The 17,341-nt window shown below is 70.3% G+C and carries 18 protein-coding genes and 1 pseudogene; 8 read left to right on the forward strand and 11 right to left on the reverse strand.

Annotated features, from left to right (window positions below; all coding sequences use genetic code 11):
• Positions 1 to 46 precede the first annotated feature (46 nt).
• From J8J14_RS19900 to J8J14_RS19910, 3 genes are read left to right on the forward strand one after another with little or no spacing between them, the layout of a single operon-like run.
• Complete coding sequence (locus tag J8J14_RS19900) at positions 47 to 688, forward strand: regulatory protein RecX (protein ID WP_209381298.1); 642 nt, start codon at positions 47 to 49, stop codon at positions 686 to 688.
• 42 nt (positions 689 to 730) lie between these two features.
• On the forward strand, positions 731 to 1,495 hold the full coding sequence (locus J8J14_RS19905; RefSeq protein WP_245215992.1) for an AzlC family ABC transporter permease: 765 nt from the start codon (positions 731 to 733) through the stop codon (positions 1,493 to 1,495).
• A complete protein-coding gene (locus J8J14_RS19910; protein WP_245215993.1) occupies positions 1,492 to 1,797 on the forward strand; it encodes an AzlD family protein in 306 nt (101 codons plus the stop codon). Before J8J14_RS19905 ends, J8J14_RS19910 begins: the two co-directional genes overlap by 4 nt.
• A gap of 4 nt (positions 1,798 to 1,801) precedes the next feature.
• On the opposite strand, the gene J8J14_RS19915 is transcribed toward J8J14_RS19910, so the two are convergent.
• Complete coding sequence (locus J8J14_RS19915) at positions 1,802 to 3,259, reverse strand: N-acyl-D-amino-acid deacylase family protein (RefSeq protein WP_245215994.1); 1,458 nt, start codon at positions 3,257 to 3,259, stop codon at positions 1,802 to 1,804.
• A gap of 130 nt (positions 3,260 to 3,389) precedes the next feature.
• Between J8J14_RS19915 and J8J14_RS19920 the strand changes: the two genes are divergently transcribed.
• A complete protein-coding gene (locus J8J14_RS19920; protein WP_209381299.1) occupies positions 3,390 to 4,964 on the forward strand; it encodes an ABC transporter substrate-binding protein in 1,575 nt (524 codons plus the stop codon).
• A gap of 87 nt (positions 4,965 to 5,051) precedes the next feature.
• Entirely contained in the window at positions 5,052 to 6,053 is a 1,002-nt protein-coding gene (locus J8J14_RS19925) for an ATP-grasp domain-containing protein (protein WP_209381300.1), read from the forward strand.
• A 33-nt stretch (positions 6,054 to 6,086) separates the two neighbouring features.
• Here the strand turns inward: J8J14_RS19925 and J8J14_RS19930 are convergent, their stop codons facing one another.
• Positions 6,087 to 6,989, reverse strand: coding sequence for an alpha/beta hydrolase (locus J8J14_RS19930; RefSeq protein WP_209381301.1), 903 nt, complete (start codon positions 6,987 to 6,989; stop codon positions 6,087 to 6,089).
• 23 nt (positions 6,990 to 7,012) lie between these two features.
• Complete coding sequence (cysK, locus tag J8J14_RS19935; protein ID WP_209381302.1) at positions 7,013 to 7,987, reverse strand: cysteine synthase A; 975 nt, start codon at positions 7,985 to 7,987, stop codon at positions 7,013 to 7,015.
• Positions 7,988 to 8,383: 396 nt separating this feature from the next.
• On the opposite strand from cysK, the gene J8J14_RS19940 reads away from it, so the two are divergent.
• Positions 8,384 to 8,578: a hypothetical protein gene (locus J8J14_RS19940; RefSeq protein WP_209381303.1), complete on the forward strand. Its 195-nt coding sequence runs from the start codon at positions 8,384 to 8,386 to the stop codon at positions 8,576 to 8,578.
• 92 nt (positions 8,579 to 8,670) lie between these two features.
• Here J8J14_RS19940 and J8J14_RS19945 read toward each other — a convergent pair whose 3' ends face one another.
• Positions 8,671 to 9,288 carry a pyridoxamine 5'-phosphate oxidase family protein gene (locus tag J8J14_RS19945; protein WP_209381304.1) on the reverse strand — a complete coding sequence of 206 codons (618 nt, stop codon included), beginning with the start codon at positions 9,286 to 9,288 and terminating at the stop codon, positions 8,671 to 8,673.
• Positions 9,289 to 9,421: 133 nt separating this feature from the next.
• On the opposite strand from J8J14_RS19945, the gene J8J14_RS19950 reads away from it, so the two are divergent.
• Positions 9,422 to 10,315 carry a dihydrodipicolinate synthase family protein gene (locus tag J8J14_RS19950; RefSeq protein ID WP_209381305.1) on the forward strand — a complete coding sequence of 298 codons (894 nt, stop codon included), beginning with the start codon at positions 9,422 to 9,424 and terminating at the stop codon, positions 10,313 to 10,315.
• A gap of 9 nt (positions 10,316 to 10,324) precedes the next feature.
• Complete coding sequence (locus J8J14_RS19955) at positions 10,325 to 10,795, forward strand: RrF2 family transcriptional regulator (protein WP_209381306.1); 471 nt, start codon at positions 10,325 to 10,327, stop codon at positions 10,793 to 10,795.
• Here J8J14_RS19955 and J8J14_RS19960 read toward each other — a convergent pair.
• The 7 genes and pseudogenes from J8J14_RS19960 to J8J14_RS19990 form a co-directional block, all read right to left on the reverse strand.
• Entirely contained in the window at positions 10,792 to 11,973 is a 1,182-nt protein-coding gene (locus tag J8J14_RS19960; RefSeq protein WP_209381307.1) for a TIGR03862 family flavoprotein, read from the reverse strand. The two genes, J8J14_RS19955 and J8J14_RS19960, sit on opposite strands and share 4 nt — an antisense overlap.
• A gap of 55 nt (positions 11,974 to 12,028) precedes the next feature.
• Positions 12,029 to 12,811 (reverse strand): succinate dehydrogenase iron-sulfur subunit, encoded by a 783-nt coding sequence (locus J8J14_RS19965; RefSeq protein WP_209381308.1) that lies wholly within the window; start codon positions 12,809 to 12,811, stop codon positions 12,029 to 12,031.
• Positions 12,812 to 12,832: 21 nt separating this feature from the next.
• Positions 12,833 to 14,659, reverse strand: a complete 1,827-nt coding sequence (gene sdhA, locus J8J14_RS19970; protein ID WP_209381309.1) for a succinate dehydrogenase flavoprotein subunit — start codon at positions 14,657 to 14,659, stop codon at positions 12,833 to 12,835.
• A gap of 211 nt (positions 14,660 to 14,870) precedes the next feature.
• Complete coding sequence (gene sdhD / locus J8J14_RS19975; RefSeq protein WP_209381310.1) at positions 14,871 to 15,260, reverse strand: succinate dehydrogenase, hydrophobic membrane anchor protein; 390 nt, start codon at positions 15,258 to 15,260, stop codon at positions 14,871 to 14,873.
• Between the two features lie 13 nt (positions 15,261 to 15,273).
• The gene (gene sdhC, locus J8J14_RS19980) at positions 15,274 to 15,723 is read right to left on the reverse strand and encodes a succinate dehydrogenase, cytochrome b556 subunit (RefSeq protein ID WP_209381311.1); all 450 of its coding nucleotides are present in this window, start codon (positions 15,721 to 15,723) and stop codon (positions 15,274 to 15,276) included.
• 178 nt (positions 15,724 to 15,901) lie between these two features.
• On the reverse strand, positions 15,902 to 16,906 hold the full coding sequence (locus J8J14_RS19985) for an aspartate-semialdehyde dehydrogenase (protein ID WP_209381312.1): 1,005 nt from the start codon (positions 16,904 to 16,906) through the stop codon (positions 15,902 to 15,904).
• A gap of 107 nt (positions 16,907 to 17,013) precedes the next feature.
• Positions 17,014 to 17,341, reverse strand: a pseudogene (locus J8J14_RS19990) (methyl-accepting chemotaxis protein); the annotation flags it as partial.

The raw sequence follows: 17,341 nt of genomic DNA on the forward strand, positions 1-17,341 counted from the left end.
TGCGCGGCCTCTCCCCCCACTCGTTCGGGCATGGCAGGTTCCGTCCATGGCCGAGGATCCTTCCAAGCCCGCATGGCGGAAGCGCGAGCGCCGCCCGCCCACCGCCGGCCCCGCCCCCACCGAGGCCCGGCTGCACGAGGCCGCGCTGAACCACCTGGCCCGCTTCGCCGCGACCGAGGCGGGGCTCACCCGCGTGCTGCAGCGCCGGGTGGCGCGATGGGCGCAGAGGGCGGAGCGGGAGGGCATGCCGCCGGAGCAGATCGCGCCCATCGTGGAACAGGGCCGCGCCGCGGCGGCCGGCGTGGCGAAGCGCATGGTCTCGGCCGGGGCGGTGGATGATGCGGCCTTCGCCGCTTCCCGCGCCCGCCGGCTTTCCCGCGCCGGACGCTCCCGCCGCGCCATTTCCGCGCATCTGGCGGCCAAGGGCGTGGGCGGGGAGGTCGCGGCGGAAACACTGGAGGAGGCCGGGACGGATGAGGTGGCGGCGGCCCTCGCCCATCTGCGCCGCCGCCGCCAGGGCCCCTTCGACCCCTCCCCTCCGGAGGAGCCCGAGGCCATGCGCACCGCGCGGATGAAGGCCATGGGCTCCCTGGCCCGGGCCGGCTTCCCGCGCGAGGTGGCCGAGGCCGCGCTCGACACGGACCCGGCCGAGGCCGAGATGCGGATTATCGAGTCCCGGCGCGGCTGAAGACCCCTCCGCCCTCCCGGCAGTTCCGTCGGACGGCCCGGCATGGCTGCCCTCGCGGAGCGGCGCATGGTGCCCACTTCCCCTTCCGCCTATACGGCCGGGATGCGCATCACCTTCACGATGGACGGCATCCTCCGCGGTGTCCGGCGTGGCGTGCCGCTCCTTCTCGGCATCGCGCCCTTCGGGGCGGTGGTGGGCGTCATCGCCCTCGGAAAGGGACTGACCCTCGCGGAGACGCTGCTGATGAGCGCCCTGGTCTTTGCCGGCGCCTCGCAGCTTCTCGCGCTCGAACTCTGGACCAACCCGCCGGACATCCTCGCCGTCGCGGTCGCGGCGCTGGTGGTGAATATCCGCATGGTGCCGATCGGCGCCGCCCTGTCCTTCTGGCTCGACCATCTGCGGGGATGGCGGCTCTGGGGATCCCTCTTCGTCACGGTGGACCATTCCTTCGCGCTCTCGGTCGCGGAGAACCGTGCGGGCGGACGTGATGCGGGCTTCCTCTTCGGCCTTGGCGTGTTCACCTGGTTCGGATGGCTCATCTTCACCGGTGTTGGCCATGTGATGGGCTCGGTGGTGGCCCTGCCGCCGGACCATCCACTCTTCTTCGCGGCCACGGCCAGCTTCGTGGGCATCCTCGTCGCCCTCTGGCGCAGCCCGCGCAAGGATGTGCCGCCCTGGATCCTGGCCGCGGCCACGGCCCTGGGCACCCAGGCGCTGCACCTGCCCGCGCCGGTGCCGCTGCTCGCCGGTGCCTTCTCGGGCGCCCTCCTCGCGGCCTGGCAGGAAACGCGGGGGACCCGGGCATGACCATGCGCTGGGATGTGGTGATGGCCATCGTCGCCATGGGCGTGGTGACGTATCTCTGCCGCGCGGGGGGCTATGCGGTGCTGCGCGCCGTGCCCACGCCGCCCTTCATCGACGCGCTGCTGCGCAACCTGCCCGCGCCGCTCTTCGCCGCCTATGTGGCCCTCGCCCTCTCGAAGCAGGATCTCGCGGCGACGCTGGCCAGCATTCCCTGTGCCGCCGCCCATGCCAGATGGGGCAATTTCGGCCTGTCCATCGTGGTGGGGGTTGGCGCCATCGCGCTGCTGCGCTGGGCAGGGATGTAGCGTCTCAGCCCGGCTGCCGCTGCAGCAGCCGCCCCGCCGGCGTCTCGCTCGCGCCAGCCGCATGGGAATAGACGGACTGTCCGTTCACCCAGGTCTCCACGATCCCATCCGCCACCTGACGCGGCTCCGCGAAGGTGGCGCGGTCCCGCACGGTCTCCGGGTCGAACATCACGAGATCCGCGAAGGCGCCTTCCCGCAGCACGCCGCGATCGGGGATGCCGAATACCGCCGCCGTGCGGCCGGTCATCTTGTGGACCGCGGCCTCCAGGCTGAACAGCCCGAGCTCCCGGCTGTATTGCCCCAGCACGCGCGGAAAAGTGCCCCAGAGCCGAGGATGCGGCTGCTTCGCCAGCGGCCCGCCATCGCTGCCGATCATGGAGAGCGGATGCGCCATGATCCGGCGCACATCCTCTTCCGCCATGTTGTGAAACACGCCCCCGCCGGGCATCAGCCGCTGCGCCGCCTCTTCCAGCGAGACACCCCACTCCTCCGCGATGTCGGATAGCATCCGCCCCGCCATCTCCGGATGCGGGACGGAGGTGGTGATCTGCACGGGCACGTCCGGCCGCGGCTTGCGCGCGGCAAGCGAGGTGGAGGAGGCGGTATAGGGATAGACGTCGAAGGCCACCGGATACCGCTCCGCGTGGCGCGCGATCAGCGGCAGCGTCTCCACGGACCGGCCATGATTCTCGGGCTGCGCGCATTTGTGGTGGCTGATCACCACGGGCGCGCCCACCGCCTTCCCGATGCGCAGCGTCTCCTCGATGGAATCGATCACGCCCTCCGCCTCGTTCCGCATATGCGTGACATAGAGGCCGCCGATGCCGCGCAGCGCCTCCGCCACCGCGATCACCTCATCGGTCGGCGCATGCTTGCTGGGCGGGTAGAACAGGCCGGTGGAAAGCCCCGCCGCGCCTTCAGCAAGGGACTGGGCGAGCATGCTCCGCATCCGCTCCGCCTCCCCGTCCGTCGCCGGACGGTCCAGTTCCTTTCCCATAGCTCCGATGCGCAGCGACATATGGCCGACCAGCGCCAGCGTGTTCACCGAGGAAGGAGCGGCGCGGAACTGCTCGGCAAAGGCGGCGAAGCTGCCGAAGCGGTACCAGGACGTGTCGCATACGCCATCCAGCGGCGCAGGCGGGCGCTCCGACATCGCCACGGGCGCGATGCTGATGCCGCAATTCCCCGTCACGACCGTCGTCACGCCCTGGCTCGTCTTGCAGAGCATGCAGGCCGGGCCGCAGAGCACGGTTTGGTCGTCATGCGTATGGGCATCGATGAAGCCGGGCGCCACCGCACGGCCGGCCGCCATCACCTCGCGGTCCCCGCTGGCCGCGGAGAGATCGCCCATCGCCACGATCCGGTCACCGGTCACGCCGATATCGCCGCGGCGGCGCGGGGCGCCGGTTCCGTCGATCAGCGTGGCGTCACGGATGATCAGGTCGCAGCGTAGGGTCATCATCGCCTCTCCCGGACGGACGCGCCGAGCATGCGCTGGCCGTCCCGGGGCGCCAAGGCCGTTTCGCAGCGGAATCGTTGACAGGGCGCGCCACACCGCCCGACCTTGCCTTCGCCGGGAAGGAGCATCGCCGATGCCGACACGCCGCCAGCTTCTCGCCTCGGGCGCGGCCCTCGCCACGCCCCGCCTCACCATGGCGCAGGGCGCCCGCCTGCTGCGCTTCGTGCCCCAGGCCGATCTCGCCGTCACCGATCCGGTCGTCACCACCGCGACCGTCACGCTGACCCATGGCTTCATGGTCTATGACACGCTCTACGGGCTGGATGGCGACTACAATGTCCAGCCGCAGATGGTGGAAGGCCACGCCACCGAGGCGGATGGGCGCGACTGGACCCTCACCTTGCGCGAAGGCCTGCGCTTCCATGACGGCGAGCCCGTGCGCGGGCGCGACGCGGTGGCGAGCCTGCGCCGCTGGGCCGCGCGGGATGCCTTCGGCGGCGAGCTGATGGCCGCCACCGACGAACTCTCCGCCCCGACGGACCGCACGATACGCTTCCGCCTGAAGCAGCCCTTCCCGCTCCTTCCACGCGCATTGGGCAAGGTGACGGCGGCCATGCCCGCCATCATGCCCGAGCGCCTCGCCATGCTCGATCCGGCCCGCCCCGTGCCGGAGGTGATCGGCAGCGGGCCCTTCCGCTTCCTCGCCAATGAGCGCGTGTCCGGCGCCCGCGTCGCCTATGCGCGCTTCGATGGATACGTGCCGCGCCAGGGCGGCACGGCCAGCCGCACCGCCGGGCCGAAGATCGCCCATTTCGAGAGGGTGGAGTGGCATATCCTCCCCGATGCCGCGACGGCCGTGGCCGCCCTCCAGCAGGGCGAGGTGGACTGGGTGGAATACCCGCCCAACGACCTGATCCCGCTGATGCGGCGGAACCGGAACATCACTGTTCAGGTCACCGATGACAGCAGCATCAGCATCCTGCGCTTCAACCACCTGCAGCCACCCTTCAACAACCCGGCCATCCGCCGCGCCGTGCTCGGCGCTCTGGACCAGTCCGCCTACATGACCGCCGCCTTCGGCGAGGACCGCACGCTCTGGCGAGAGGGCGTGGGCGTCTTCCTCTCCGGCTCGCCCATGGCCAGCGAGGCCGGGCTCGATGCGCTGCGGGGCCCACGCGACATGGACAAGGTGCGGCGCGACCTGGCCGCCGCCGGCTACAAGGGCGAGAAGGTTCTCATCCTCCAGCCCAATGACTTCCCCATCCTCAAGGCGATGAGCGAAGTGGCGCTGGACATGTTCACCCGCGCCGGAATGAACGCCGAGGCCTATGCAGCCGATTGGGGCAGCGTCGTCCAGCGCCGGAACTCGCGCGAGCCGGTGGAGAAGGGCGGATGGAGCGTTTTCATCTCCGGCCTCAGCGCGGCGGGGCTGCTGGACCCGGTGGCGCATCTTGGCCTGCGGGCGAATGGCGCCCGCGCCTGGTTCGGCTGGCCGGACAGCCCAGCCCTGGAAGCGCTGCGCCGCGAATGGATGGCCGCGCCCGACACGGCGGCCCAGAAGGCGGTGGCGGACCGCATCCAGGCCCAGTTCTGGCAGGACCTGCCCTATCTCCCCCTGGGGCAGTATTTCCGCGTCACAGCCTACGCCTCCAACCTGCGGGACCTGCAATCCGGCCTGCCGACCTTCACCGGCATCCGGCGGATCTAGCGTGGATTGACGTGAAATCCACTTTCGCACGCCTCTTGATCGGTCTACCTCCGGTACCACATCGCAGCCGCGACCGGAGGGCCCGCCTTGTCCAAGATCCACATCATCCACGAGAACCCGGAATGGCTGCCGCCCCTGGCGCGGGCCCTTGACCAGCGTGGCCTGCCCTGGGCCGAGTGGAACCTCTCCTCCGGCACCTTCGACCTCTCGGCGCCCCCGCCGGAGGGCGTGTTCTACAACCGCATGTCCGCCTCGTCGCACACGCGTGGGCACCGCTACTCGGCGGAGCTGACCGCCGCCGTGCTCGCCTGGCTGGAGCGCTACGGCCGCCGCGTCGTGAACGGCCCGCGGGCGCTTGACCTTGAGATCAGCAAGGCTCGCCAGTACGCGGCACTGGAAACGGCCGGCATCACCGTGCCGGGCACGGTCGTGGTCCGGGGCGAGGCCGGCGACGTGGTGCAGGCCGCCCGCCGGCGCTACGGCAATGCTCCGCTGATCCTGAAGCCGAATCGCGGCGGCAAGGGCCTGGGCGTCCGCCTCTTCTCCGATCCCGACGCGCTGGCAGCCTTCCTCGCCGAGGTGCCGGAGGACGAGCTTCCCGCCGATGGTCTCTGGTTGCTGCAGGACTATATCCGCGCCGCCCAGCCCTTCATCACCCGCGCCGAGTTCGTCGGCGGCCGCTTCCTCTATGCGGTGGAGGTGGACACCTCCTCGGGCTTCGAGCTCTGCCCCGCCGATGTCTGCGAAGTGCCCGCCCCCTCCGCCGCCGTGGGCGACGCCTTCTGCCCCGTGGGTGAAACCCCGGCCGCCGCGAAGCCCCGCTTCCGCGTGCTGCCCGAGGGGATCGATGCCGCCCAGCGCCAGAAGCTGGAAGCGTTCCTGGCCGCCAATGGCATCGAGGTCGCTGGCATCGAGTTCATCCGCACGCCGGAAGGCAAGGTCTTCACCTACGACGTGAACACCAACACCAATTACAACCCGGACGCCGAGGCGGCCGCCGGGCTGGCGGGCACGGACCGCTCCGGCCCTGGCGCCATTGCCAGCTTCCTCGGCGGCGAACTCGCCCGGACGCGGCTGGTGGCGGCCTGACGGGCCGGGCCGCGCCGCCCGGCGCGGCCCCTCTCAGGATCGGCCGCCGATGATGAAGGTGGCCGCCTCGGCCAGTGCCTGCCGCGCCTCTGGGATCGGCAGGCACACCCACACATGGAACATGTCTTCATATTCGCGGAAGCGCAGATCGGCCGCTTCCGCTGCGGCCTTGTCACGCAACCTGTGCGCATCGGCGTTCAGCATGTCCCGCGTGCCCGTGAACAGGATCATCGGCGGCAGCCCCTCGAGCGAGCCATAGAGAGGGCTCACGCGCGGATCGTCCAACGGCAGGTCCCGCGCATACCACCGGCCCGCCATCTGTGCGGCCGGAGGCGCGAGCATCGGATCCCGGGCCGCCAGCGCCATCAGGCGCGGATCGTCGCTGGCAACATCCAGCCAGGGCGAGAACATCACCAGCCCCGCCGGAAGGCGTTCCCCGGCATCCCGGATCAACTGCGCCAGGGCCAGCGTCATGCCGCCCCCGGCGGAGTCGCCCGCGACGATCAGGTTCTCCGCCCCGTGCCGCGCCGCCAGTGCAGCATGCAGCGGCTGCACCATGCCGAGCGCATCCTTCCAGCAATGGCGTGGCGCCAGCGGATAAAGCGGTATGGTCACCGTGGCGCCGGTGCGCCGCACCAGTTCCTCCACCGCGCGCCAATGCACGTCCAGCAGGTCGAACACATAGGCGCCGCCATGCAGGTACAGGATGTGGTGGCGGCTTGCGCCATCGCGGGGGGCGACAGTGAACACGCCGTAGCCGCCAAAGCTCTCCCGCGTGATGAGCAGGCGCTTCTCCCGCGCCTTGCCCGGCGGGGCAGGGCCGCGCGCCTGGATCATCCGGACCCGATCAGGGAACTTGGCGGTGTCCCGCGCCTTGTCCTTCATGCCGGTCGCGCGGATCAGCGCCATCATCAGCCAGGCACGCAGACTGGGCACGCCTTCACTCCTTCTTCGGGCCGTCAGAGCCCGGCGAAGAGCTCCGTCGAGAGGTAACGCTCGGCGAAGCTGGCAGCGATGCCGACCACAAGCTTCCCCTGCATCGCCGGATCGCGCGCCACCTGCAGCGCGGCGTGAAGCACGGCGCCTGAGGAAATCCCGATCGGGATTCCCTCCTCCCGCGCACATCGCCGTGCGGCGGCCAGCGCCTCGCGTTCCGAGACGCGGATAACGGCGTCCATCCGCTCCAGTTCCAGCACCTTCGGGCGGAATCCCGCGCCGATGCCCTGGATGTCGTGCGGCCCGGCCTCGTCCCCCGAGAGAACCGCGGATTCGGCCGGTTCCACCGCGACGACGCGCATCCCGGGCCGGCGCGGCTTCAGCGCCCTGGCAATGCCGGTCAGCGTGCCGCCCGTGCCCACGCCGCCCACCACCGCGTCCACCTCGCCACCTGTGTCGGCCCAGATCTCCTCCGCCGTGGTCCGCTCATGGACCAGGGGATTGGCGGGGTTGTCGAACTGCCGCGGCATCCAGGCGCCAGGGGTGGAGGCGATGATCGCCTCGGCCTTCTCGATGGCGCCTGCCATGCCACGCCTGGCCGGGGTGAGCACCAGCTCCGCCCCCAGCAGCGCCATCATCTTGCGCCGCTCCTCGCTGGCACCATCGGGCATCACCACGATCAGCCGGTAGCCCTTGGCGGCGGCCACGAAGGCCAGGGCGATGCCGGTATTGCCGGAGGTCGGCTCCACCAGGGTGGATTCGCCCGGCCGGATTATCCCGGCCCGTTCGGCCTCCTCTACCATGGCCAGGCCGATCCGGTCCTTCACCGAGGCAAGCGGGTTGTAGAATTCCAGCTTCAGCGCCAGCCGCGCTGCCAGCCCCTCGGCGGCTTCCAGCCGGGGGAGGCGCACCAGCGGCGTGGCACCCACCGCTTCCAGCACGCTGCCATAGAGGCGGCCACGAGGAGGGTTAGCGGGAACATCAGGGCGGGAGGGCATGGCCGCCGCTTATCCCGCGCGTCGGGGATGGCGTCCATCGTAAAACCACGGCCGGCGATGGCTTCATCCCAGGAATAACCCACAATTCGATCAGTTCATTTCATTGACCCACACTGCCCCAACGTTGATTCTAGGGGCATGTCAACCCGCCTCGCCAGGAGGTTCCAGATGGCCCGGGAAATCAGGAATGCGGAGCGCTGTCGGCGCTGATCGCCACGCCCTCCTCCCCTTCCCTCACCTCGTCCAGGCCCTGAGCGGCCAGGAGATGGATGCCATGACCCGCACTGCCACCATGCTGCGCACCCTGTTCGCGCGCCTTTTTCCCCGCACCCCGGCGCCGCCGCGCCAATCCGATATCGAGCGCGCCCTGCTGCGCGCCCTTGGGGGGCTGTGACCATGCTTTCCTCCCGCCCCATCAGCGTCGAGGGCCGCTTCGTCGGCGTCGCCGTGGCGCGTGAGCTGGACTGGGTCTTCCTCGCCACCGATCCGGTGCTGGAAGACCTGCAGGGCGCCGCCTTCCCCGATCCCGCCGAGGCCACCCGCGTCGCAAGGCTGGTGCTGTTGCGCGGCCAGGGCCGGATGGTGGCGTGATCGCCCGCTGGATCCACCTGCCGCTGCGCGCCGCCCTTCTCCTCGGCGGCGCGCTGCTCATCGCCAAATGGGTGGCGGGCTGAAAAGCCCGCCTACCACATCGTCTCCTTTGCCCGCTCCGCCCAGCCGGAATCATAAGGCTCTCCGCCCACCTTGCCCTCGCTGAGCGCGGCCAGGATGCGGCCCGCCGTCGGCAGGCGTCCCGGCTCGACGCGAGCATCCGATTCCCATAGCCGCGCCCGGATCACCGCGCGGGCGCACTGGAAATAGACGGTCTCGACCGTGACCACGATCACGCTGCGCGGGGCCTTTCCCTCCACCATGAAGCTCTCCAGCAGCGCGGGATCCACCGAGACCTGCGCCCGCCCGTTCACGCGCAGTGCATTCCCATGGCCGGGGATGAGGAACATCAGCGCCACGCGCGGGTCACGCACGATGTTGCGCAGCGAATCCACCCGGTTGTTCCCGCGCCGGTCCGGCATCAGCAGCGTGCGCTCATCCGCCACCCGCACCAGTTCGCCCAGCCGGTCGCCGCGGGGCGAGCAGTCCAGCCCCTCCGGCCCGCAAGTGGCCAGTGCCGCGAAGGGCGAGGCATCGATCATCGCCCGGTATTCCGGCGTGATCACCGGCACCTCCTTCACCGTGGAGGCGTCGTTCGGCACGCCATAGAGGGCCTCAAGGGCTTCGATGCTGTCGATGATCGGGGACATGGGCGTTCCTTTGGGCCTGGCGGGCGGCCGGACGCTATACCGGCCCCGGCGCCCGGCGAAGCCGGACAGGTTGGCAGCCTGTCCACTCGCAAACCCGTTCCGCTGCGGCGCGCGGAACCGTAACCTGCCCCGCATGCAGGACCTCCACGGCGTCTTTCCCTATCTCGTCTCCCCCATAGCCCCGGATGGGAGCGTCATGGAGGAGGTTCTGGCCGGGCTGGTGGACCACCTTATCGCCTCGGGCGTGCACGGGCTGACCCCGCTCGGGAGCACGGGTGAATTCGCCTATCTCAACGCCGCCCAGCGCCGGCGCATCATCCAGGTGGTGGTGGAGGCGGCCGCGGGGCGCGTGCCCGTGGTGGCCGGCATCGCCGCCACGACCACCGCCGAGGCTGTGCGCCAGGCGCGGGAAGCCTCCGAGCTCGGCGCGGACGGCATCCTCGCCATCCTCGAAGCCTATTTCCCCGTGCCGGAGGCGGGGGTGGTGGCCTATTTCAATGCGGTTGCCGATGCCACGGAGCTGCCGGTGGTGCTCTACACCAACCCCCAGTTTCAGCGCTCCGACCTCTCCCTCCCCGCGCTCGAGGCACTCTCCCGCCATCCCCGGATTGGCTATGTGAAGGACGCCTCCACCAATACCGGCCGCCTCCTCTCCATCATGGACCGCACGGAGGGTCGGATTCGCGTCTTCGCGGCTTCCGCCCACATCCCGGCGGCGGTGATGCTGATCGGCGGCGTGGGCTGGATGGCCGGCCCGGCCTGCGCCATCCCGCGCCAGAGCGTGCGGCTCTACGAACTCTGCCGCGCCGGGGACTGGACGGGTGCCATGGCGCTGCAGCGGCGGCTCTGGCGGATCAACGAACTCTTCGCCCGGCATGCCCTGGCCGCCTGCATCAAGGGTGCGCTGGAGATCCAGGGCTTCCCCGTGGGCTCCCCACTACCCCCTCAGCCGCCTCTCTCGGCGGAGGGCCGGCGCGAGGTGGAAAATGCGCTCCGCGCGCTGGATATCCACGCGGAGAATGCGTAAATAATCGCCATGCAACCCAGCCTCCGCCTGCTGCGCCAGGACCGCGCCCAGACTGCCATCTCCGTGCTGCTCGATGTCGCCTTCCATGCCGGGCGTGGCTCGGATGGCCCGGTCGCCGGCGGCGCCGAGGTGGCGGAGCGGCTCGGCGCAGCAAGGCGCGGGATCGAGCCGGTCTTCCAGGCCCTTTCCCGCGCCGGATTGCTGGAAGGCGTGCGTGGCCCGCGCGGCGGCTACCGCCTGGGCCGCCGCCCCCGCGACATCCGGCTTTCCGAGGTGATCGCGGCCGTGGCGGATGGCAGCGATGGCGGCAGCGACCTCATCGGCGCGCTGCAGAACGCCGTGGTTGTCCCGCTCTGGGCCGAACTGGATGCCGTGCTGCGCGAGAGGCTGGAGGGGCTGACGCTGGAGGACCTGCTCCGCCGCGCCCAGGCCGCCGGGCTGCAGCGCCCCGCCGCCGAGCCGCTGAACTTTGTGATCTAGCGGCCCATCACGCGCAGCATCCCGCGCGCCGCGGCCCGGCCCGTGGCGAAGCAGGCCGTCAGCAGGTGCCCGCCGGTCGGCGCCTCCCAGTCCAGCATCTCCCCGGCGGCAAACACGCCCGGGACGCGCCGGAGCCCGTAATCCTCGTCCAGCTCCTCCAGCCGGATGCCGCCAGCCGACGATATGGCGCGATCCAGCCCCGCCACCCCGCTGATGCGCAGCGGAAGCGCCTTGATCGCGGCCTCGGGCGGCGCCGCCCCTTCCCGCAGCAGGGCGATGGAGACGGGCGGAAGCGCGAGCTGGCGGCGCAGATGGTTGGAAAGGGACTGCCCGCGGCGTGGCGCCGCCACCCGGCGCGCCACCTCCGCCTCCGCCATGTCGGGACGAAGGTCCAGGAAGACGGTCGCCTCGCCCTGCGCCACCACCGCGTCGCGGATCGCGGCCGAAAGCGCATAGACCGCCCCGCCCTCCAGCCCCCGCGCCGTCACCACCGCCTCGCCGCGCACCGTCCGCCCACCGAAGGAGAGCGCGATCCGCTTCAACGGCGTGCCGGCGAAGCGGTCCCGCAGATGGTCGGACCATTCGATGAGAAGACCCATATTCGCAGGGGCGAAAGGCGCCAGCGCCACGCCGCGTTCGGCCAGGATGGGCGCCCAGCCGCCATCCGAACCGAGCCTGGGCCAGGAGGCGCCGCCCATGGCCAGGAGCGCCGTATCAGGCTTCAGTCGCAGCGCTTCCTCTCCGGGTCGCGCGAAGACCAGGGCGCCGTCCTCGTCCCAGCCCGTCCAGGCGTGGCGCGTGTGCAGGGTGACGCCCCGCGCCTCCAGCCGCGCCAGCCAGGCGCGCAGCAGCGGCGCGGCCTTCATCGCGCGGGGAAAGACGCGCCCGCTGCTGCCGGCGAAGGTCTCCTGCCCCAGTTCCTCGCACCAGGCGCGAAGGGCCTCGGGCGGGAAGGCGCGCACAGCCGGCTCCAGCCGCGCGCGCGCTGCCCCATAGCGGGAGAGGAAGAGGTCGAGCGGCTCGGTATGGGTGATGTTCAGCCCGCCGCGCCCGGCCATGAGCAGCTTGCGCGCAGGGCTGGGCATGCGGTCCAGCACGGTGACCGCCACACCCGCTTCCGAAAGTAGTTCCGCCGCGGCGAGCCCGGCCGGCCCGGCGCCAATGATCGCGGCCTTCATGCCCTGATATGAAAAGGGCCGCCCCGGGGGCGGCCCTGATCCCTTGCCGGCCGGATCAGCCCTCGCGCTCGGCGAGAAGCATCTTGATCTCGCCGATCGCCTGGGCCGGGTTCAGCCCCTTGGGGCAGGTCCGGGCGCAGTTCATGATGGTGTGGCAGCGATAGAGGCGGAACGGATCCTGGAGCTGATCCAGGCGGTCCCCGGTCGCCTCGTCGCGGCTATCCGCGATCCAGCGATAGGCCTGGAGCAGCACCGCCGGGCCGAGATACCGGTCGCCGTTCCACCAGTAGGAGGGGCAGGCCGTAGAGCAGCAGAAGCACAGGATGCACTCCCACAGCCCGTCGAGCTTCGCGCGCTCCTCCTTGGACTGCAGCCGCTCCCCGTCCGGCGGCGGGGCCGTGTCGGACTTCAGCCAGGGCTGGATGGAGGTGAGCTGGGCGTAGATGTGGGAGAGATCCGGGACCAGATCCTTCACCACCGGCATGTGCGGCAGCGGGTTGATCCGCACCTCGCCCGTCACGTCCTCGATCGGCTTGAGGCAGGCCAGGGTGTTCAGCCCGTCGATGTTCATCGAGCAGGAACCGCAGATGCCCTCGCGGCAGGAGCGCCGGAAGGTGAGCGTCGTGTCCACCTCGTTCTTGATCTTGATGAGCGCGTCCAGGACCATCGGGCCGCACTTGTCGAGATCGATCTCGTAGGTGTCCATCCGCGGGTTCTCACCGGAGTCCGGGTCGAAGCGGTAGATCTTGAAGGAACGCACATTCGTCGCGCCGGCCTCGGCCTGAAAGACCTTGCCCGGCTGGACCGTGCTGTTCTTGGGAAGAGTGAAGGTCGCCATGGGTTTCTTGTCCCGCCTTCCTTAGTAGACGCGCGCCTTGGGCGGGAAGACCTGAACCTCGTTGGTGAGGGTCCGCATCTTCACGTCACGGTAGTCGAGCTTGACCTGGTACTTGTCGTTCACCCAGGCCAGGGTGTGCTTCATCCAGTTCTGGTCGTCGCGCTCGGGGTAGTCCTCATGCGCATGCGCACCACGGGACTCGTGCCGGGCCTCGGCGCCCACCACCGTCGTCAGCGCGTTGCCGATCAGGTTGTCCAGCTCCATCGCCTCGACGAGGTCGCTGTTCCAGATCAGGCTGCGGTCGGCGATGCGGATGTCGCTGTAGCCCTCGGCCACCTTCGCCATCTTCTCGCAACCTTCCTTCAGCAACTCGGAGGTGCGGAACACGGCGGCATGGGCCTGCATGGTGCGCTGCATGGTCAGGCGCAGCTCGGAGACCGAGGTGCTGCCCTTGGCGTAGCGCACGCGATCCAGGCGGGCGAGCGCATTCTCGCCAGCGCCCTCCGGCAGCGGCGCCTGGGTGGCACCGGGGCGGATCGTATCCTTGGCGCGCAGCGCGGCGGCGCGGCCGAAGACCACGAGGTCGAGCAGCGAGTTGGTACCCAGGCGGTTCGCGCCATGGACGGACACGCAGGCCGCCTCGCCCACCGCCATCAGGCCAGGAACGGTCGCGTCCTGGTCGGTCGGCGTCGGGCGCAGCACCTCGCAATGGATGTTCGTGGGGATGCCGCCCATGTTGTAGTGGACGGTCGGGAGCATCGGGATCGGCTCCTTCGTCACGTCCACGCCGGCGAAGATCTTCGCCGTCTCGGAAATGCCGGGCAGGCGCTCATGCAGCAGGTCCGCGCCCAGATGCTCCAGGTGCAGGTGGATGTGGTCCTTGTGCGGCCCGACGCCCCGCCCCTCGCGGATCTCCATCGACATGGCGCGGGAGACGACGTCACGCGACGCCAGGTCCTTCGCCGTCGGCGCGTAGCGCTCCATGAAGCGCTCGCCCTCGGAATTGGTGAGGTAGCCGCCCTCGCCGCGCGCGCCCTCGGTCACGAGGCAGCCCGAGCCGTAGATGCCGGTGGGATGGAACTGCACGAACTCGTTGTCCTGCAGCGGCAGGCCGGCGCGCAGCACCATGCCGTTGCCGTCGCCCGTGCAGGTATGGGCGGAGGTGCAGGAGAACCAGGCGCGGCCATAGCCGCCCGTCGCCATCACCGTCGTCTGTGCGCGGAAGCGGTGGATCGAGCCGTCCTCAAGGCACCAGGCCATCACGCCGCGGCAGGCGCCTTCCTCGTCCATGATCAGGTCGAGGGCGATGTATTCGACGAAGAACTCGCAGTTATGCTTCAGCGACTGCTGGTACAGCGTGTGCAGGATCGCATGGCCCGTGCGGTCGGCCGCCGCGCAGGCGCGCATGGCCGGCGTCTTGCCGTAGTTCTGCATGTGGCCGCCGAAGGGGCGCTGGTAGATCTTGCCGTCCTCGGTCCGGCTGAAGGGCACGCCGAAGTGCTCCAGCTCGATGATCGCCGGCACGGCCTCGCGGCACATGTATTCGATGGCGTCCTGGTCACCCAGCCAGTCCGACCCCTTCACGGTGTCGTACATGTGCCAGCGCCAGTCATCCTCGCCCATGTTGCCGAGCGCGGCGCCGACGCCACCCTGGGCGGCCACGGTGTGGGAACGGGTGGGAAAGACCTTCGTGATGCAGGCGGTCTTCAGGCCCGCGGCGCCCATGCCGAAGGTGGCGCGGAGGCCGGCACCGCCGGCACCCACCACCACCACGTCATAGGTGTGGTCCACAATGCGATAGGCGCCGCCGTTGATCCCGGGGCGCGGAGGCTGGCTGATGGCGTTCATCGCGGGCTCTCGTCGGTCCTTGCGCCGTTTGCGGCGCGTGTTCTTCCGTCCAACAGGGCGCTGGAAACGCGGCCCGGAAGGGCGCTGAAAGGGGTACCCGGCAGGGCATCAAAGCCACGCCGGGGCTGGCGTGGCCGCCAGGCGCCGAGGCGCCTGGGGTGAATATGGGGAGCCTTTCCGCGGCCGGAAGGGAGGGGCCGCGGGAGGTTCATCAAACGGCGAGCCGGATGACGGACAGCGCCGCCAGCAGGCCCAGCAGGGTCAGCACCGCCTTGATGGCCATGTTGATCGCCATCACGCTGCGGTCCGGGCGGATATAGTCCTCCACCACCACCTGGAGGCCCGAGGCCGTATGGTAGAAGCCCACGGCGATCAGGACGATCAGCAGCACGGCGTTGAAGGGCCGCGCGATCCACTCGGCCATCACCTCCCACCGGTCGCCCGCGCGGGCGGCGATGGAAAAGGCGAACCACAGGGTCAGCGGCAGCAGCGCGATCGAGGTGACGCGCTGCATCCACCAGTGATGGGTGCCGTTCTTGGCGGAGCCGAAGCCGCGAACGCGGCGGAGCGGCGTCTGGAGGCGGGTCTGGCGGTCGCTCATGCCTCGATCTCCCTCACGACGCCCAGGCGATGATGGCAACGACCCAGGTCAGGACCGTCATCACGCCCGTGGCGATGATCACCCACCAACCCGTGCGGTAGGTGGTCGGGATGTCGTAGCCATAGCCATAGTCCCACATCAGGTGCCGGACGCCGGCCAGGGTGTGGTACCAGGCGGCGACCGTGATCCCGAAGAGCAGGATCACCCCGAAGAAGCTGCCCATGAACCACTGCATGCGGGCATAGGCCTCGGGGCCCGCCGCCGTCGCGGCCAGGAACCAGACGAGGAAGATGAGACCCACCGCCCAGGTCGAGCCTGTGATGCGGTGCATGATGGAAAGCGCACTCGTCATCTGCATCATGTCATAGACCTGCAGATGCGGGGAGAGCGGCCGGCGGATGATGGTGCCGTCCGTGCGGCGGCCGATCATGACGGCTTCGCGCGCGTCGTTGGAATGGGCCATGCGGCGTCCTGCAATTCTTGCCGCGGCGCGTGACAGGTCCGCGCAGGGCTGTGGCGCTTTTATGGTGCGCCACCGCGAAGCGTCAATTCCACGAAATCAAGGTGTTGCGACAGGCTCGCAACTACTCCCCGCCCGGATGCCCTAGGGCCTTGTAACCACGCGCTTCCCAGAACTGGTTTCAGCCCCGCAACGCTCCCCGGCGCGCCAGCTCCTCAGCGATCTGCACCGCGTTCAGCGCCCCTCCCTTGCGCAGGTTGTCGCCCGCGCACCACAGGGCGATTCCATTCGGCCCCGTGGGGTCCACCCTGAGGCGGGAGACGAAGACCGGGTCCTCCCCCACCGTCTCCAGCGGGGTGACGTAGCCACCATCATCCCGCCGGTCGAGCAGGGTCAGCCCCGGGGCGCCCCGGATTGCTTCCCGCGCCTCCGCCTCGTCGATCGGGCGGTCGAAGCTCGCATGCACCGAGAGGGACTGGCCAATGAAGACCGGAACCCGCACGCAGGTCGCCGCCACCGCCACCCCGCCCAGCAGGCGGGAGGTGTCCTCGGCGATCGCCTCCTCCTCATCGGTCAGCCCGCCCTCGCCGAAGCCGCCGACATGGGGGATCAGGTTGAAGGCGATGGGCTTGGTGAACTGCTCCGGCGTGGCCGTGTCGTTCACGAACACGCCGCGGGTCTGGCTGAACAGCTCGTCCATGGCGTCCTTCCCCGCCCCCGAGACCGGCTGGAGGGAGGTGGCCACGATGCGGACCAGCCCGCCCAGGGCCTGGAGCGGATGCAGCACCAGGGACAGCAGGATCGCCCCGGCCACCGGCGAGGCCACGATGCGCGGGTTGGCCGCCAGGGCGCCGGGATTGACTTCCGGGACGACCACGGGCGCGTCGGGATCGCTCATCCCGGTCACGTCGATGACCACGCAACCAGCCGCGACGGCCTTGCGGGCCAGGGTCACCGGCCCGGTCGTGCCGGGCGCGAGGAAGACGAGATCGGTGGAGGCCCAGTCATGCCGTTCCACGGCACCGACGCTGAGGTTCCGCTCCCCGAAGGAAATGGAACCGCCCACCGCGCGCCCCGAGGCGAGGGCCGAGACATCCGCGGCCGGGAATTCCCGCTCCGCCAGAGTCTTGATGATCTCGCGCCCGACCTGCCCCGTGGCGCCCGCAACCGCAATCCGATGAGCCATCCGCAATTCCCCCTGCGCCGCCCTTCGCCGGGAATGGCCGCCGGGAGGGCGGGCGGCAGATAGGGTGCCAAGCACCGGTTCCGCAAGCCAGGGCCCTGGGGGGCGCCCTATGCCGCCCGCACGGCCCGCAGGAAGCCGGCCGACTTCTCCCGCAGGATGGCGGTCTGCCCGGCAAGGGCCTCGGTGGCGGAAAGCATGCCCGCCGCGGCGCTTCCCGTCTCCTCCGCCGCGGCGCGGACCCCGGAGATGGCCTGGTTCACCACATCCGTGCCGCCGGCCACCTGGGCAGCGCTGCGGGCGATCTCCCGCGTGGTCGCGCCCTGCTCCTCCACGGCAGCGGCGATGGCGGTGGCGATCCCGCTGGTCCGCTCCACCGTCTCCCCGATGCCGCGGATCGCCTCGACCGCGCCGGTCGTGGCGGCCTGCATCTGCTGG

This window comes from Pararoseomonas baculiformis, assembly GCF_017813395.1.
Taxonomy (GTDB): Bacteria; Pseudomonadota; Alphaproteobacteria; order Acetobacterales; family Acetobacteraceae; genus Roseomonas; species Roseomonas baculiformis.

What these genes read in the sequence shown, in the direction of transcription:
- sdhD (WP_209381310.1), bottom strand. Translation starts at nt 15,260, where the DNA reads ATGAGCGACCGCCAGACCCGCCTCCAGACGCCGCTCCGCCGCGTTCGC.
- J8J14_RS19905 (WP_245215992.1), top strand. Translation starts at nt 731, where the DNA reads ATGGCTGCCCTCGCGGAGCGGCGCATGGTGCCCACTTCCCCTTCCGCC.
- cysK (WP_209381302.1), bottom strand. Translation starts at nt 7,987, where the DNA reads ATGCCCTCCCGCCCTGATGTTCCCGCTAACCCTCCTCGTGGCCGCCTC.
- J8J14_RS19950 (WP_209381305.1), top strand. Translation starts at nt 9,422, where the DNA reads ATGCAGGACCTCCACGGCGTCTTTCCCTATCTCGTCTCCCCCATAGCC.
- J8J14_RS19955 (WP_209381306.1), top strand. Translation starts at nt 10,325, where the DNA reads ATGCAACCCAGCCTCCGCCTGCTGCGCCAGGACCGCGCCCAGACTGCC.
- J8J14_RS19910 (WP_245215993.1), top strand. Translation starts at nt 1,492, where the DNA reads ATGACCATGCGCTGGGATGTGGTGATGGCCATCGTCGCCATGGGCGTG.
- J8J14_RS19985 (WP_209381312.1), bottom strand. Translation starts at nt 16,906, where the DNA reads ATGGCTCATCGGATTGCGGTTGCGGGCGCCACGGGGCAGGTCGGGCGC.
- J8J14_RS19965 (WP_209381308.1), bottom strand. Translation starts at nt 12,811, where the DNA reads ATGGCGACCTTCACTCTTCCCAAGAACAGCACGGTCCAGCCGGGCAAG.
- J8J14_RS19900 (WP_209381298.1), top strand. Translation starts at nt 47, where the DNA reads ATGGCCGAGGATCCTTCCAAGCCCGCATGGCGGAAGCGCGAGCGCCGC.
- sdhA (WP_209381309.1), bottom strand. Translation starts at nt 14,659, where the DNA reads ATGAACGCCATCAGCCAGCCTCCGCGCCCCGGGATCAACGGCGGCGCC.
- J8J14_RS19915 (WP_245215994.1), bottom strand. Translation starts at nt 3,259, where the DNA reads ATGATGACCCTACGCTGCGACCTGATCATCCGTGACGCCACGCTGATC.
- J8J14_RS19945 (WP_209381304.1), bottom strand. Translation starts at nt 9,288, where the DNA reads ATGTCCCCGATCATCGACAGCATCGAAGCCCTTGAGGCCCTCTATGGC.
- J8J14_RS19960 (WP_209381307.1), bottom strand. Translation starts at nt 11,973, where the DNA reads ATGAAGGCCGCGATCATTGGCGCCGGGCCGGCCGGGCTCGCCGCGGCG.
- J8J14_RS19940 (WP_209381303.1), top strand. Translation starts at nt 8,384, where the DNA reads ATGCTTTCCTCCCGCCCCATCAGCGTCGAGGGCCGCTTCGTCGGCGTC.
- sdhC (WP_209381311.1), bottom strand. Translation starts at nt 15,723, where the DNA reads ATGGCCCATTCCAACGACGCGCGCGAAGCCGTCATGATCGGCCGCCGC.
- J8J14_RS19920 (WP_209381299.1), top strand. Translation starts at nt 3,390, where the DNA reads ATGCCGACACGCCGCCAGCTTCTCGCCTCGGGCGCGGCCCTCGCCACG.